The sequence below is a fragment of the Nocardioides sp. genome, from assembly GCF_035429765.1.
Classification (GTDB): Bacteria; Actinomycetota; Actinomycetes; order Propionibacteriales; family Nocardioidaceae; genus Nocardioides.
This window is the reverse complement of record NZ_DAOMFK010000073.1, coordinates 1-13826: the sequence shown is the minus strand read 5'-3', so window position 1 is coordinate 13826 and position 13826 is coordinate 1. Positions and strand designations below refer to the sequence as shown.

General features: G+C 72.5%; 17 protein-coding genes and 1 pseudogene. 6 read left to right on the top strand and 12 right to left on the bottom strand.

Annotated features, from left to right (window positions below; genetic code table 11):
- Positions 1 to 118 precede the first annotated feature (118 nt).
- The 4 genes from PLP61_RS08745 to PLP61_RS08730 all read right to left on the bottom strand — a co-directional run bounded on the left by PLP61_RS08745 (position 119) and on the right by PLP61_RS08730 (position 2885).
- Entirely contained in the window at positions 119 to 1111 is a 993-nt protein-coding gene (locus PLP61_RS08745) for an NAD-dependent epimerase/dehydratase family protein (protein ID WP_324502244.1), read from the bottom strand.
- A gap of 20 nt (positions 1112 to 1131) precedes the next feature.
- The gene (locus tag PLP61_RS08740; RefSeq protein WP_008356322.1) at positions 1132 to 1233 is read right to left on the bottom strand and encodes a 30S ribosomal protein bS22; all 102 of its coding nucleotides are present in this window, start codon (positions 1231 to 1233) and stop codon (positions 1132 to 1134) included.
- A 119-nt stretch (positions 1234 to 1352) separates the two neighbouring features.
- On the bottom strand, positions 1353 to 1559 hold the full coding sequence (locus tag PLP61_RS08735) for a helix-turn-helix domain-containing protein (RefSeq protein ID WP_324502243.1): 207 nt from the start codon (positions 1557 to 1559) through the stop codon (positions 1353 to 1355).
- A gap of 144 nt (positions 1560 to 1703) precedes the next feature.
- Positions 1704 to 2885, bottom strand: a complete 1182-nt coding sequence (locus tag PLP61_RS08730; RefSeq protein ID WP_324502242.1) for an acetoin utilization protein AcuC — start codon at positions 2883 to 2885, stop codon at positions 1704 to 1706.
- Positions 2886 to 2983: 98 nt separating this feature from the next.
- Here PLP61_RS08730 and PLP61_RS08725 point away from each other — a divergent pair, with 98 nt between their 5' ends.
- The gene (locus PLP61_RS08725; protein ID WP_324502241.1) at positions 2984 to 3658 is read left to right on the top strand and encodes a DUF6345 domain-containing protein; all 675 of its coding nucleotides are present in this window, start codon (positions 2984 to 2986) and stop codon (positions 3656 to 3658) included.
- A 14-nt stretch (positions 3659 to 3672) separates the two neighbouring features.
- Positions 3673 to 4521, top strand: a complete 849-nt coding sequence (locus PLP61_RS08720) for a hypothetical protein (protein WP_324502240.1) — start codon at positions 3673 to 3675, stop codon at positions 4519 to 4521.
- Positions 4522 to 4532: 11 nt separating this feature from the next.
- Here the strand turns inward: PLP61_RS08720 and PLP61_RS08715 are convergent, their stop codons facing one another.
- From PLP61_RS08715 to PLP61_RS08685, 7 genes are all read right to left on the bottom strand, one after another.
- Positions 4533 to 5237, bottom strand: coding sequence for a class I SAM-dependent methyltransferase (locus PLP61_RS08715; protein ID WP_324502239.1), 705 nt, complete (start codon positions 5235 to 5237; stop codon positions 4533 to 4535).
- A gap of 67 nt (positions 5238 to 5304) precedes the next feature.
- Positions 5305 to 6108, bottom strand: coding sequence for a pyrroline-5-carboxylate reductase (gene proC / locus PLP61_RS08710; protein ID WP_324502238.1), 804 nt, complete (start codon positions 6106 to 6108; stop codon positions 5305 to 5307).
- 5 nt (positions 6109 to 6113) lie between these two features.
- Positions 6114 to 7061: a proline dehydrogenase family protein gene (locus PLP61_RS08705; protein WP_324502237.1), complete on the bottom strand. Its 948-nt coding sequence runs from the start codon at positions 7059 to 7061 to the stop codon at positions 6114 to 6116.
- Positions 7062 to 7070: 9 nt separating this feature from the next.
- Positions 7071 to 7808 carry an ABC transporter permease gene (locus PLP61_RS08700; protein WP_324502236.1) on the bottom strand — a complete coding sequence of 246 codons (738 nt, stop codon included), beginning with the start codon at positions 7806 to 7808 and terminating at the stop codon, positions 7071 to 7073.
- Entirely contained in the window at positions 7805 to 8584 is a 780-nt protein-coding gene (locus PLP61_RS08695; protein WP_324502235.1) for an ABC transporter ATP-binding protein, read from the bottom strand. Before PLP61_RS08695 ends, PLP61_RS08700 begins: the two co-directional genes overlap by 4 nt.
- On the bottom strand, positions 8581 to 9372 hold the full coding sequence (locus PLP61_RS08690; protein WP_324502234.1) for a sugar phosphate isomerase/epimerase family protein: 792 nt from the start codon (positions 9370 to 9372) through the stop codon (positions 8581 to 8583). The genes PLP61_RS08695 and PLP61_RS08690 overlap by 4 nt, the downstream gene beginning before the upstream one ends.
- A 10-nt stretch (positions 9373 to 9382) precedes the next feature.
- On the bottom strand, positions 9383 to 10318 hold the full coding sequence (locus PLP61_RS08685) for a Ppx/GppA family phosphatase (protein WP_324502233.1): 936 nt from the start codon (positions 10316 to 10318) through the stop codon (positions 9383 to 9385).
- A 44-nt stretch (positions 10319 to 10362) separates the two neighbouring features.
- On the opposite strand from PLP61_RS08685, the gene PLP61_RS08680 reads away from it, so the two are divergent.
- From PLP61_RS08680 to PLP61_RS08670, 3 genes are all read left to right on the top strand, one after another.
- Entirely contained in the window at positions 10363 to 11127 is a 765-nt protein-coding gene (locus PLP61_RS08680; RefSeq protein WP_324502232.1) for a DUF3109 family protein, read from the top strand.
- 69 nt (positions 11128 to 11196) lie between these two features.
- The gene (locus PLP61_RS08675) at positions 11197 to 11835 is read left to right on the top strand and encodes a VOC family protein (RefSeq protein ID WP_324502231.1); all 639 of its coding nucleotides are present in this window, start codon (positions 11197 to 11199) and stop codon (positions 11833 to 11835) included.
- 101 nt (positions 11836 to 11936) lie between these two features.
- Positions 11937 to 12527 (top strand): class I SAM-dependent methyltransferase, encoded by a 591-nt coding sequence (locus PLP61_RS08670; protein ID WP_324502230.1) that lies wholly within the window; start codon positions 11937 to 11939, stop codon positions 12525 to 12527.
- Positions 12528 to 12536: 9 nt separating this feature from the next.
- On the opposite strand, the gene PLP61_RS08665 is transcribed toward PLP61_RS08670, so the two are convergent.
- Positions 12537 to 13583 carry a LacI family DNA-binding transcriptional regulator gene (locus tag PLP61_RS08665; RefSeq protein ID WP_324502229.1) on the bottom strand — a complete coding sequence of 349 codons (1047 nt, stop codon included), beginning with the start codon at positions 13581 to 13583 and terminating at the stop codon, positions 12537 to 12539.
- Positions 13584 to 13652: 69 nt separating this feature from the next.
- On the opposite strand from PLP61_RS08665, the pseudogene PLP61_RS08660 reads away from it, so the two are divergent.
- Positions 13653 to 13826, top strand: a pseudogene (locus tag PLP61_RS08660) (DNA repair protein RadA); the annotation flags it as partial.

Sequence of the window (13826 nt, the reverse complement as noted above, 5' to 3'; positions counted from 1 at the left end):
GCGGTCTGGCGGCGAAAGAGATCGCTGACCAGCTCGCGCGCGGAGGCGGAGTGGCGCTGCTTGCCGCTGCCCCGCCCCGGGCGGCCGCGGGTGCCGATGGGGATGATCTCGGCGTCGCTCACGAGGCGCTCCCCGCCTTCACGTCGGGGGAATGACCGTCGCGGGGCTCGAGCAGGCCCGCGAACTCGTCGAACGCCTCGGCGGTGGTGTAGGCGGGCTCGAACCCCAGCTCGGCGCGCATCCGGGTGGTGTCCAGCCCACGGCCGTAGGTCAGGTAGCCCAGCTGCTCGGGGGAGAAGTCGGTCACCCGGGCCTTGCGCAGCGCCGACCCGAGCAGGCCCACGCCGACCGCGGGCATCGGCACCCACGGCCGCCCGAGCCGCCGGATGGCCTGGGAGAGCAGCAGGACGCCGTCACCCGCGACGTTGAAGGTGCCGGGAACGTCGTGGAGGACCGCGTGGCGCAGCACCCCGAACAGGTCGTCTCGGTGCAGGAACTGCAGCCGGGGGTCGTAGCCGAGGACGTGAGGGATCACCGGAAGCCGGAAGTAGGAGGTGATCGGGCTCTCGACGTGGCGGCCGATCACGTTGGCGCCGCGGAGCATGGTGACCCGGACGTCGGGCCGCCGCCGCGCGAAGCTGCGCACGTAGCCCTCGACCTCGTAGACGTCCTTGGCGAAGCCGGAGCGGGGCAGCTGCTTGGGGTGCATGTCCTCGGTGAACATGGCCGGGTCACGGTTGGTGGCGCCGTAGACGACGCTGCTGGACTTCACCACGAGGTTCCGCACGCCCGGGGCCTGCTGGCAGGCGGCCAGGAGCTGCATGGTCCCGATGACGTTGAGCTCCTTCATCGAGCCGCGCCCGCCGGCGTACCCGGGGGTGGCGATGACGCTCATGTGGACGACGGTGTCGACGTCCTCCTTGCCGAGGATCTTGCCGATGACCGGGTTGCGGATGTCGGCGCGTACGAACGAGACCTCGCCGATGTCCCCGCGCGGGGGCACCAGGTCGACACCGACGACCCGGTCGATGCCGGGATCGGCCGCCGCGTAGCGGGCGAACCGCCGACCGAGGTCTCGGGAGACCCCGGTGACGAGCACCACTCTGCCCATGGAGGTTTCGCCGCCCGTGCCTACTTGCCGAGCTTGCGACGCTGGACGCGCGTCTTCTTCAGCAGCTTGCGGTGCTTCTTCTTGGCCATGCGCTTGCGACGCTTCTTGATGACAGAACCCACGCCGATCCCTTCCACGAACCCGGTGCGTCGTTCGCGGCGGGCGCCCGACGACCGCACCAGACTATCGGCCCGCCCGTCCGCCCCGACAATCGCGGTCCCGGCCGCGGGCCGGGACGGGGTCAGCCTGCGGAGTAGAAGCTCTTGCGGAGGTACTCGTTGACGTCCTCCTCGGTGACCCGGAAGGAGCGGCCCACCCGGACCGCGGGCAGCTCACCGTGGTGAACGAGGCGGTAGACGGTCATCTTCGAGACCCGCATCATCGCCGCGACCTCGGCGACGGTCAGGAACGTGGCGTCGGACATGTCGCTGTGCGAGCTGGCACCCATCGTGCACCGATCCTTCTGTGTGCACGCCGCCGGCTTCCCCACCGGCGACCAACATGCACGTCACGGTGAGAATAGAGCCTGGAGTGACTGGTGGGGAAGTGAATCACTTCTGAAACTTCGGGTATTTCGGCGTGTCGGCTTGCGTCAGGGCAACGGGTCCAGGCCGTGCAGGGGGAAGGCCTCCTGGCGGGTGGCCAGGATCGCGCGGTCCAGCCAGGTGTCCGGGTCGTAGCCGTGGGCCCAGTCCCGCCAGGCCGGCTGGCGGCCGTCGGTGAGCCGGTGGGGTGCGTGCCGGTTCAACGTGGACCGGACGTGGTCGCGCCAGGACATCGGGGTGTCGGTCAGCGGGTCCAGCGGGGAGCCGGAGACGATCGCCAGCAGGTGGGTCCACGCCCGGGGCACCACCTCGACCAGCGCGTACCCGCCCCCTCCGGTGGCCACCCACCTGCCCCCGCACAGCTCGTGCGCCAGGTCGTGCAGCGCGAGGTACGCCGCCCGCTGCCCGTCCACGGTGAGCATCAGGTGGGCCAGCGGGTCCTCCATGTGGGAGTCGCAGCCGTGCTGGGTGACCAGCACCTCCGGCCGGAACTCACGCAGCAGCGGCGGCACCACCGCGTGGAAGGCGCGCAGCCAGCCGGCGTCGGCGGTGCCGGGCGGCAGCGCGACGTTCACGGCGCTGCCCGGGGCGTCGGGCCCGCCGAGGTCCCGGGGGAACCCCGTGCCGGGGAAGAGCATCTGCCCGGTCTCGTGCAGGGAGATCGTCAGGACCCGCGGGTCGTTCCAGAAGATCCGCTCCACCCCGTCGCCGTGGTGGGCGTCGACGTCGACGTAGGCCACCCGTGGCACGCCCTGGTCGAGGAGGTACCGGATGCCCACGGCGACGTCGTTGTAGATGCAGAAGCCGCTCGCGGCGCCCGGCATGGCGTGGTGCAGCCCACCGGTGATGTTGGCGCTGTGCAGCGACTCCCCGCTCCAGACCTGGCGGAAGGCCTCGAGACTGGCGCCGACGACGTGCGCGGCCGCCAGGTGCATCCCCTCGAAGACCGGGTCGTCCTCGGTGCCCAGGCCGTGCTGCAGGTCGGCGTACCCGGGAACGGTGCCGGCCCTGCGCACCGCCTCGATGAACGCAGGCTCGTGCACGGTCGCGATCTGGTCCGGCGAGGCGATCGGGGCCGGGACGGTCCGCAGCCGGTCGAGGACCCCCACCTCCTGGGCCAGGCGCATGGTCAGGTCGACCCGCAGCGGGGACATCGGGTGCTGGGGGCCGAAGTCGTACTCGGTGAGGGCCCTGTCGAAGACGACGGTGGCGGGGCCGGAGCACTCCATGGCACGGACCCTACCCCTCAGGTATCCCCCTCGGCCGTGAGTGCTCCTGACCAGCATCGGGCGAGGTACGTCCGGCCGGCCACCACAGGAGGCACCGCATGGGCAGCATCGGGATCGAGTGGGTGCAGAGCTACCACGGACTCGCGGGGGACCTGAGCAACACCCGGGCCCAGGCCGAGGGCTTCTACAACACGCTGGCCGGTGTCCGCCAGTTCAGCTGGGGCGACGACCTCGCCTGGGACCAGGACTTCGAGACCCAGGGGCTGGGCACCCCGAGCTCCGGCACCGACACCAGCTGGGCCGACAACGTGGACGCGGTCTTCTTCTCCGGCCACGGCTCGTCCTCGCGGTTCTACTTCGGCCGCACGATCGACGACGCGTACGCGAAGAGCACCGAGATCCGCTGGGGCGACCTCGACCTGGAGCTGATCGCCCTGGACGCGTGCAACGTCCTGGAGCGCGACGGGGTCTTCGACCGGTGGGGGTGGCCCTGCTTCGCGGGACTGCACTACATCCTCGGCTTCCACACGGTGACCGGCGACGAGGCCGACCGGGGCCGGCTGCTGGCGCAGTACCTCAACGCCGGGAGCACCGTCCGCGAGGCGTGGATCCGGGCCGCGCAGGACACCGAGGACTCCGACACGGAGTGGGCCTACCTGCGGGCGGACGCCGCGGGCACCTCGACCTACACCGACCACTGGTGGGGAGCCGGGCCGGTCAGCGCCGACCCGGTCTCGCCCACCGTCCTGTACTACGCCCGCGCGGCGTGCTGACCCGAGGAGGAGCCATGCCCGTCACCATCACCTTCCCCGACCTGCGGCTTCCCGAGGAGTGGCCGGTGCTCGTCGCCCCACCCACCCGCTGGGAGCGCGAGCCGCTCGCCGAGCTGGCCCGGCTGCACGGCATGGACGCCGAGTTCGCCGACCGCGGGCTGTGGCACGTGGCCCGGACCGACGACCGGGTGCTGGAGGTGTACGCCGCCTCCCAGTCCTTCCGGCTCACCACCCTGACCGGGGGCAGCGAGCTGGACCACGCCTCCGAGCGGGGGCTGCCCGAGGACGAGGCGCGGGCGCGCGCCGAGGACTACCTCCGGCCGTTCCTCCCCGACGCCGCCCGGTACGCCGGGTCGCGGGTGAGCGAGGCCGAGGTCCTGGTCAGCGAGGGTCCGGACACGGAGCCGCGCCGGTTCGTCACCGGGACGCAGGTGTCCCTGCGCCTGGCCGTCGAGGACGTCGACCTGGTCGGCCCGGGGGCCAAGATGCAGGTCACCCTGGGGCCGGACGGCGAGGTGACGGCGGCGTACCGGATGTGGCGCGAGGTGACCCGGGTCGGCTCCGCCCCCGGCCTGGACGCCGCCCGGCTCGCCGAGCGGCTGGGCAGCAGCCCGATGTTCGCCTCGCTCACCGACGACACCGCGCGGGTGGAGGTCGAGTCGGTGGTCGCCGGCCTGCTCTGCGTGCCGCCGACCGAGCACCAGTCGGTGCTCCACCCGGCGGTGGCGGTGCGGGGCACGGTCAGCACCGAGGCCGCCCCCGGCCTGGGGTTCGTCACCTACCTCAGCGCGGTGGACCCCCGCCGGCTGCCCGCCGACAAGGGGCGGCGACCCGCCCGGGTGCCGAGCCTGGTCCTCGCGTAGGCCCGCGCAGGTCACAGCCCGAGGTCGCGTCGTACCGCGTGTCGGATCCAGCCGAACCGCTTGAGCCGCAGCACGTCCTGGCTGCGGGCGAACTCCTCGAAGCCCATGGCCGCGATCGCCTCGATCGTGCTCAGGGGTGCCTCGTTGCGCTGCTGACGCCACACCACGGTCTGGCCGTGGTTGTTGGAGATGGTCCGGTAGCTCAGGTAGGGACAGAAGGCCTGCACGAAGTGCACCACCTTGTAGACGTCGCCCATCCAGGCCTGGTCCTCCACACCGAGCGCACTCCGCTCCTCGAAGAAGCGGGCGCGATCGGGGATCGAGGCGAGGGAGGTGTGCGGCCGGGTGTCGTCGATGACGATCACACCTCTCGGCTGCAGGTGCTCCAGCGCGTTGAGCAGGTCGCGCAGCGTCTGACCGAACTCGTGCAGCCCGTCGAGGTAGATGACGTCGAAGAGATCCTCGGGGGACGCGAGCACGTTGAAGTACTCGTCGCTCGTCACCTGGTGGTAGGTGGCCTCGGGGTGCGCGCGTGCCCGCTCGTGGTGGTCGAACCGGAACTCCGGGTCCACGGCCACCTTGCGCGCGGCAGGCACCCTGTGGAAGGTCCGGCCCGCGAAGACGCCGACCTCGAGGTACCGAGGCTCGTGGTAGAGGTTCAGCAGGCGACGCAGCACCTGTGGTCGCGTCACCGTGCGGGCTTCCGCGTCGCTCACTCCGTGCTCCCGGCCACGGACACAGGCTACGACACCCCGGCAGCCGCCTCGCCGGGCGTCCTGCGGGTCAGGAGCCCTCGGCGAGCTCCCGGGACCTGTTGCGGGCCGCCTCCATCGCGGCCAGGAAGGCCGCGCGGACCTTGTGGATCTCCAGTTCCCGCAGCGCCGAGGCGGTGGTGCCGCCCGGGGAGGTGACCTGCTCGCGTAGCACCACCGGGTGCGTCCCGGTCTCGCGGAGCATCTTGGCCGAGCCGACCAGGGTCTGGACCACCAGCTCGGTCGAGGTCGCCCGCGGCAGTCCCAGGTGCACCCCGGCCTCGATCATCGACTCCACGACGAAGAAGATGTACGCCGGCCCGGAGCCGCTGATCGCGGTGACGGCGTCCTGCTGGCGCTCCGGGATTCGGATCACCCGTCCGGTGGAGGCCATCAGGGTCTCCGCCTCGACCAGGTGCTGCTCGTCGCAGTGCGAGCCGGGGGAGATCGCCGCCATCCCCTCGTCCACCAGCGCGGGGGTGTTCGGCATCACCCGGACCACGGCGACGCCCTCGGGCACCCGGGCCTCGATGAACGCGGTGGTGATGCCGGCTGCGAGGGAGACCAGCAGCTGGCCGGGCCGCAGCACGTCGGCGATCTCGCCGAGCACCTCGGCCATGTCCTGGGGCTTGACCACGAGCGCCACGGTGTCGGCCGCGCGGGCGGCCTCGACGTTGGAGACCACGGCGACGCCGTACCGCTCCTCGAGCTCCTTGGCGCGCTCGGGCCGCTTCTCACCGACCAGCAGGTTGTCCACCCGTCGCCCGGCCCGGACCAGCCCGGAGAGCAGGGTCTCCCCCATCACGCCGGCACCGATGATGGCTGTCTGGCTCATGGGACCTACTTCTTGGAGACGAGGGACTTGAGGAACACCGAGAGGTTCTGCGGACGCTCCGCGAGCCGGCGCATCAGGTAGCCGTACCACTCCTGGCCGTAGGGAAGGTAGACGCGCACGGTCTCCCCGCTGCCCGCCAGCTGACGCTGCTCCTCCGGACGGATCCCGTAGAGCATCTGGAACTCGTAGCTGCCCTGCGTGCGCCCGTAGCGGCTCACCAACGAGGAGGTGATCTCCACCATCCGCGGGTCGTGCGTGGCCACCATCGGGTAGCCGTCCCCGGCCAGCAGGATCTTCAGGCAGCGGACGAACGCGCGGTCGACGTCGAGCCGGTCCTGGAAGGCCACCTCCTCCGGCTCCTTGTACGCGCCCTTGCACAGCCGCACCCGGGAGCCCTCGTGGGCCAGCGTCCGGCAGTCCCCCTCGGTGCGGTACAGGTGCGCCTGGACCGCGATGCCCGTCTCGGGGAAGTCCTTGCGCAGCTCGCGCAGGATCGCCAGCGTCGAGTCGGTGGTGGTGTGGTCCTCCATGTCCAAGGTCACGCTGGTGCCGGCGTTGCGGGCGGCCCGGCAGATGGCCTGGGCGTTCTCCAGCGCGATCTTGTGCCCCCCGCCGGCCACCGACCCCGGAAGCGCCTGCCCGACCGCCGACAGCTTCACCGAGACCTCGGCCCGCCGGGCCAGGCCGCGCGCGGCGAGCGCGTCCAGCACCGCCTTGTACGCCGCCACGCCCGCCTCGGCCTGCTCGACGTCGGTGACGTCCTCACCGAGGTGGTCGAGGGTGACGTGGAGGCCCTCGGCGACCAGCTCGCCGGTCGCGTCCACGGCACTCTCGGTCGTCTCACCGGGGACGTAGCTCCGGACGATCCCGGCCGAGACCGGCATGGTGGTGACGAGGTTCTTGACCTGCTGGCTGCGCGCGAGCAGGAGCAGGGGCTGACGGAGCACGGCCATGGCGTCAGGCTACGCCGTACGCCGCCGCAGTGTCGCCGCGCCGAGCGCCAGGCCGGCGACCGCGAAGCCGGCCACGATCGCGAGGTTGCGCCACACCTCGCCGGTGTCGGTGGTGCGCAGCAGCTCCTGCATGGCGTCCACCGCGTAGGAGAGCGGCAGCACGTTGCTGATCGCCTCCAAGAAGGGGGGCAGCTGCTCGCGTGGGACGAGCAGGCCGCACAGCAGCATCTGTGGCACCACCACCAGCGGCATGAACTGCACCGCCTGGAACTCGGTCTGGGCGAACGCCGAGACGAACAGTCCCAGGGCGGTGCCCAGGACCGCGTCGGCCACCGCGACGAGGGTCAGCAGCCAGACCGGCCCGACCACGTCCATGCCCAGCAGACCCACGCTCACCGCGACCGCCACGACCGACTGCAGGGCGGCCATCACGCCGAAGGCGATCGCGTACCCGAACAGGAAGTCCAGCTTGCCCATGGGCATGGACAGCAGCCGCTCCAGGGTGCCACCCGACCGCTCGCGCAAGGTGGTGATGCTGGTGACCAGGAACATGATGAAGAACGGGAACAGGGCCAGCAGCCCCGGGCCGATCCGGTCGAACACGAAGCCCGGGGAGTCCTTGAACATCCACCACAGCAGAGACATCAGCAGGGTGGGCAGGAACAGCAGCATCACCATGGTGCGGTGGTCCCGGCGCAGCTGGGTCAGCACCCGGCCGGCGACCGCGACGGTGATCCGGGGGGTCATGGGCGGTCCTCCCCCTGGGGGGCGGCCCGGCGCCGGCCCGAGTCGTGCGAGGTGACCAGGCTCAAGAACGCGTGCTCGATGTCGCCGGACTCGGTCTCCTGCCGGATCTCGGCGGGCGTGCCGTCGGCGATGATCTCCCCCTGCCGCATCAGCAGCAGCCGGTCGCACCGGGCGGCCTCGTCCATCACGTGGCTGGACACGAACACCGCGGAGCCCTCGTCGGCCAGCCGGTGGAACAGCGTCCACAGGTCCTGGCGCAGCAGCGGGTCCAGGCCGACGGTCGGCTCGTCGAGGATGAGCAGGTCCGGCTCGCCCAGCAGCGCGACGGCCAGGCTGGCGCGGGAGAGCTCTCCCCCACTCAGCCGCGCCACCACCTGGTCGGCGTGGTCGCCCAGCTCGACGGCGTCGACGGCCCGGCGTACGGCGTCCTTGCCGAGGCCGCGGACGCGGGCGAAGAAGGTCAGGTTCTCGGCGACAGTGAGGTCGCCGTACACGGAGGCGGCCTGGGTGTCGTAGCCGACCCGGTCGCGCAGCTGCGGGCTGCCGGCCTCCTCCCCGAAGACGTGCACGGTGCCCGAGCGGATCCGCTGGACCCCCGCCAGGCAGCGCATCAGCGTGGTCTTCCCGCACCCCGAGGGCCCGAGCAGGCCGGTGACCCCTCCGTCGATGGTGAGGTCGAGTCCGTGCAGCACCTCGCGCGTGCCGCGGACCACCACGAGGTCCGCGATCTCCACGATGCCGCTCCGGGCCGGCCCGGGGCTCGGTACGCCGCTCATGGGGTCCGCACCGAGAAGTGCTCGCGGGCGAACTCCAGGGACTCCACCAGGTCGCGCTCGCGCTCCGCGCTGGTGGCCGCCCGCCTGGTGTTGATCTCCAGGACGATGTGCCCGTCGAACCCGCCGCCCGACAGGTGCTTGAGGAACTCGTCGGCGCGCATGTCGCCGCGCCCGGGCACCAGGTGCTCGTCCTTGGCCGAGCGGGTGCCGTCGGTGAGGTGCACGTGCCGCAGCCGTGGCCCCAGCCGCTGGGCCATGGCGACCGCGTCGCTGCGGGAGGTCGCCGCGTGGGAGAGGTCGATCGTGGCGTTGGCGTAGGTCTCGGCCGAGGGGTCCCACCCGGGCACGTACATGTCCATGCCGCGCCGCGAGGTGGCCCGCCAGGGGTACATGTTCTCCACGGCGAAGGCGATCCCGGTGGACTCCTCGAGTGCGGCGATGCCGTCGACGAAGCCGGCGGCGTACTCCTTCTGCCAGCGGAACGGCGGGTGCACCACGACCACCCCGGCGCCGACCTCGTGGGCCATCTCGGCGGAGCGCTCGAGCTTGCCCCACGGGGCGGTGCCCCAGACCCGCTGGGTGAACAGCAGGCAGGGCGCGTGCACGGCGTTGACCGGGATGGCGTGGTACTCCGCGAGCTGCCGGACGGCGGGGATCTGCTGACTCATCGCGTCGATGCCCACCATCACCTCCACGGCGTCGAAGCCGAGCCGAGCGGCCCACCCGAAGGCGTGCGCGGTGGACTCCGGGTAGGTCGAGGCGGTCGACAGGCCGATGCTTGAGGTCACCGTGCGCCCCTCACCCCAGCACGCTGATCTGGTCGAGCCGCTCGAGGATGACGCCCTCGCGCAGCGCCCACGGGCAGATCTCCAGCTGGGGCAGCTCGAAGATGTCCATGCAGGCCTCCGCGACCAGGGCCCCGGACACGATCTGGTGGCTGCGGCTCGGGGAGACCCCGGGCAGGTCCGCGAGCTCCTCCCTGGTCATCTCCACCAGCTTCGGGATCCACGTCGACAGGGCGGCCAGCTCCAGCGCGCGGGGCACCAGCAGGCCCTCCCCGGACGGCGCGGCACCGCAGATGCGGGCCAGGGACCGGAAGGTCTTGGAGGTCGCGGCCGCGTGGTCGGGGGCGCCGCCGCGCAGCAGGTTGCCGGCGTCCCGAGCGATGTCGGCGCGGATCCGCCGGCGCAGCTGTCGCAGCCCCTCCTCGTCGGGCAGGCCCGACCCGAACCACTCGCGTGCCAGCCGCGCGGCACCCAGCGGCAGCGACCAGGCCACGTCGGGCGCCTCGTCCGCGCCCGCGGCGATCTCCAGGGAGCCGCCGCCGATGTCGAACACCGCCAGTCGGCCGGCCGACCAGCCGAACCAGCGCCGGACCGCCAGGAACGTCAGCCTCGCCTCGTCCTCTCCGGACAGCACCGTGATCGCGACGCCGGTCCGGTCGGCCACGTGGGCCAGGACGTCCTCGGAGTTGCCCGCGTCGCGGACCGCGGAGGTCGCGAACGACAGCATCTCCTCGCAGCCCTTGTCCTCGGCCACGACCAGAGCGGAGGCGACGAAGCCGGTGAGGGCGTCGATCCCGGCCGGCGAGACCGCCCCCTCGTCGTCGAGGTGCTCGGCCAGCCGCAGCGGCTGCTTGTGGGAGAAGGCGGGCAGCGGCGCGGCCCCCCCGTGCGCGTCCACCACGAGCAGGTGCCCGGTGTTGGACCCGATGTCGAGGACGCCCAGTCGCATGGGACCAACCTACCGTTCGACCCCGGGCCGACTACCGTGTGCCCGTGCCCGAAGTGGACCTCTCCTTCCCGCGAGCCTGGGTCGAGTTCGCGGACCCGGCCGACGAGAGCCAGGTGCTGCGCTGCGACCTCACCTGGCTGACCTCCCGGTACGTGTGCATCTTCGGCCGGGGATGCCGGGGGATCTACGCCTCGTCCCCCGACACCGGGTGCTGCACGCTGGGCGCGCACTTCACCGACGCCGCCGACCAGCGCCGGGTCCAGTCCTTCGTCGCCCAGCTCGACGAGTCGCTGTGGCAGCTGCGCCCACGGCGCGGCCGGATCACCCGCCGGGACTGGCTGGAGAACGACGAGGAGGGCCAGCCCAAGACCCGGACGGTCGAGGTGGACGGCCAGTCGGCCTGCATCTTCCACAACCGCACCGACTTCCCCCTGGGCGCGGGGTGCGCGCTGCACGCGCTGGCCCTGCAGCAGGGGCGCAACCCGCTGGAGACCAAGCCGGACGTGTGCTGGCAGCTGCCGATCCGGCGCAGCTACCGGGTCGTGGAGCGCCCCGACGAGACGACGTACACCGAGATCACGATCGGGGAGTACGACCGCCGCGGCTGGGGGCCGGGCGGCCACGACCTGGACTGGTACTGCTCGGGGAGCACCGAGGCCCACGTCGCCCCGGAGCCGCTCTACCTCACCAGCGCCGCCGAGCTGGTCGAGCTGGTGGGCCAGCCGGCGTACGACGTGCTCGCCCGGCTGTGCGAGCAGCACCTGCGCACCCGGTCGGCGCTGGCGCTGCACCCGGCCGATCCGGCCTGAGGACTCTCGACGTCAAGAGACCAGACCCCCGATGTGTCTGCCGTGGCCCCCCGGGATGAGAATGCCGTCATGCGTCTGGACCACCTTTCCTTCGCCGCGGGCCCCGACGGCCTCGCGAGCACTGCCCGGCGCATCGGGGGGCTGCTCGGAAGGGAGTTCACCGATGGCGGGGTGCACCCACGCTTCGGCACCCGCAACATGACCCTGCCGCTGGCCGGCCACGTGTACGTCGAGATCGTCGACGTGCTCGACCACCCGGCCTCGGACAAGGCACCGTTCGGCCAGGCCGTGCGCGCCCGGTCGGCGGCCGGCGGCGGCTGGCTGGGCTGGGTCGTGGCCGTCGACGACCTAGGCCCGATCGAGGCACGCCTGGGCCGGGAGGCGGTCGCCGGCAACCGGCACCGCCCCGACGGCGTGGAGCTGACCTGGCGCCAGATCGGCGTCAACGGCCTGATCGCCGACCCCCAGCTGCCGTTCTTCGTGCACTGGGAGATCCCGCCGGAGCTGCACCCGAGCTTCGGCGCCGACGACCTCTACTCCTTGGACTGCCTGGAGATCGCCGGTGACCCGAACCGGGTCAGCGAGTGGCTCGGCGAGGACGTCGACGCGCCGCTGGAGCAGCTCAAGGTCCGCTGGGTGGCTCCGCACGGGACCCCCGGCATCCTCGCGGTGCAGTTCCGGACCCCGCACGGGCTGGTCCGCGTCTGATCCCCGGGGGGGCCGTCCCGAGCCCCAACATCTGGCAGCACCCCGGCGTCTACGAGCTCGAGAACCGGGCCGCCGACCCGGACGGTCGCCTCGAGTCCGCCATGCTCGAGATCGCCGACTGGTCCGGCCGCGACGTGCTCGACCTGGGCTGCGGCACCGGCTTCCACCTCCCCCGGTTCGCCGAGCGTGCGCGGTCGGTGGTCGGGGTCGAGCCGCACCCCGACCTGGTCGCGCTGGCTCGGCGGAGGACGAGGCGGCTGCCGGCGGTGTCCGTGCGCCAGGGAACGGCGCAGGCGGTGCCGCTGCCCGACGCGTCGGTGGACGTGGTGCACGTGCGCTGGGCCTACTTCTTCGGGCCGGGCTGCGAGCCTGGGCTCGCCGAGCTGGGCCGGGTCGTCCGCCACGGCGGCACCGCCTTCGTGATCGACAACGACCCCACGAGGTCGACCTTCGGGAGCTGGTTCCGCCGAGGGTTCCCGGACCGCCCGGCTCCGGCGACCGTGGAACGGTTCTGGTCCACCCACGGCTGGACCAGGCGCCCGGTCGAGATCCGCTGGCTGTTCGCCTCCCGGGTCGACCTCGAGTCGGTGGTCCGCATCGAGGTCCCCGGGCCGGTCGCCGAGGAGGTCCTCGCCGAGCACACCGGCCTGGAGGTCGACTACGCCGTCAACCTGTGGTGGCGTCGGTTCTAGCCGGAGGGCTCAGCTGGAGCCGCGCACCGCGAGGGTCGGGTCGAGCATCACCCCGGGGCGGCGTACCGGGGGCGTGTCGAGGAGCCCCTCGAGCGCGGTCACGATCTCCACGGCCACCTGCTCCAGCGGCTGCCGGACGGAGGTGAGCCCCGGGGGGACCACCTGGGCGACCTGGGAGTCGTCGAAGCCGACCACCGCGACGTCGCGGCCGGCGACCAGCCCCCGCTCGGAGAGGGTGTGCAGCACCCCGATGGCCAGGGTGTCGGAGGCGCACACGAACCCGGTCGGCGCCGCCGCGTCCAGCAGCGCCGCGGCAGCCTCCCGGCCGCTCCCGACGGTGTCCTCCACCCGGCAGGCCAGCCCGGTGGTCCGCAACCCGTGCCGGTACATCACGCGGGCCCATCCCGAGCGGCGGTCCTCCCCGATGCGGGAGTCCTTGCGCCAGCCGATCCAGGCGATCCGCTCGTGGCCGCGCCCGACCAGGTGCTCGGTGGCCAGTGCCACCCCGGTGCCCCCGTCCACGTCCACCCAGGCGTGCGTCGCCTCCGGGCTGTCCCACGGCCGGCCGAACGCCACGAACGGCACGTGCTGGGCCTCGAGCCAGGCGGCCTGCGGGTTGCCGAGGAAGGTGTCGGTCACCACGAACGCGTCGACCGCGGTGGAGCGGACCAGCTCCTCGTAGCCGGTGAGCAGCTGATCACCGTCGGCGGTGAACAGCAGGACGTGGTACCCGGCCTCGCGGGAGGTCTCGACGAGGGAGTGCAGGAACCGGTCCACGGTCGCGTTGGCGGTGCCCTCCTGGACCGGGGTGAGGCGCAGGCCGATCAGGTGCGAGGCGCGGGTGCGCAGGTTCCGGGCCGCCCGGTTCGGCGTGTAGCCGAGCTCGTCGATCGCGTGCTGGACCCGCTCGAGGGTGTCCGGACGCAGCAGCTCGGGGTTGTTGACCGCGTTGGAGACGGTCTGCCGGGAGACGCCGGCACGCTCGGCCACGTCGGCGAGCGTCGGTGGCGGCGCCCCCACCGGTACCGGCGGGAGGCTGCGCACGGGCCGGGCCATGGGATCCCCCTTGAACGTTCCAATCGCACCATACCCGGAGTGTCGGCGCAGTGTCCTAGCCTCCCGGTCATGAGCACCACCCCCTCTGCCCGGCCCGCCGCGAGAGCCGCCGCCCGAGGCCGCGCCCGACCGACGTACCGCTGCACCGAGTGCGGCTGGGAGGCGGCCAAGTGGGTCGGCCGCTGCGGAGAGTGCCGCAGCTGGGGGTCGGTGGCCGAGTCGGCCACCGCGCCGGCCACCCGG

Excerpts from the sequence above, each read along its gene's own strand:
- PLP61_RS08745 (WP_324502244.1), bottom strand. The coding sequence starts at position 1,111 with ATGGGCAGAGTGGTGCTCGTCACCGGGGTCTCCCGAGACCTCGGTCGG.
- PLP61_RS08735 (WP_324502243.1), bottom strand. The coding sequence starts at position 1,559 with ATGGGTGCCAGCTCGCACAGCGACATGTCCGACGCCACGTTCCTGACC.
- PLP61_RS08730 (WP_324502242.1), bottom strand. The coding sequence starts at position 2,885 with ATGGAGTGCTCCGGCCCCGCCACCGTCGTCTTCGACAGGGCCCTCACC.
- PLP61_RS08725 (WP_324502241.1), top strand. The coding sequence starts at position 2,984 with ATGGGCAGCATCGGGATCGAGTGGGTGCAGAGCTACCACGGACTCGCG.
- PLP61_RS08720 (WP_324502240.1), top strand. The coding sequence starts at position 3,673 with ATGCCCGTCACCATCACCTTCCCCGACCTGCGGCTTCCCGAGGAGTGG.
- proC (WP_324502238.1), bottom strand. The coding sequence starts at position 6,108 with ATGAGCCAGACAGCCATCATCGGTGCCGGCGTGATGGGGGAGACCCTG.
- PLP61_RS08705 (WP_324502237.1), bottom strand. The coding sequence starts at position 7,061 with ATGGCCGTGCTCCGTCAGCCCCTGCTCCTGCTCGCGCGCAGCCAGCAG.
- PLP61_RS08700 (WP_324502236.1), bottom strand. The coding sequence starts at position 7,808 with ATGACCCCCCGGATCACCGTCGCGGTCGCCGGCCGGGTGCTGACCCAG.
- PLP61_RS08695 (WP_324502235.1), bottom strand. The coding sequence starts at position 8,584 with ATGAGCGGCGTACCGAGCCCCGGGCCGGCCCGGAGCGGCATCGTGGAG.
- PLP61_RS08685 (WP_324502233.1), bottom strand. The coding sequence starts at position 10,318 with ATGCGACTGGGCGTCCTCGACATCGGGTCCAACACCGGGCACCTGCTC.
- PLP61_RS08675 (WP_324502231.1), top strand. The coding sequence starts at position 11,197 with ATGCGTCTGGACCACCTTTCCTTCGCCGCGGGCCCCGACGGCCTCGCG.
- PLP61_RS08670 (WP_324502230.1), top strand. The coding sequence starts at position 11,937 with ATGCTCGAGATCGCCGACTGGTCCGGCCGCGACGTGCTCGACCTGGGC.
- PLP61_RS08665 (WP_324502229.1), bottom strand. The coding sequence starts at position 13,583 with ATGGCCCGGCCCGTGCGCAGCCTCCCGCCGGTACCGGTGGGGGCGCCG.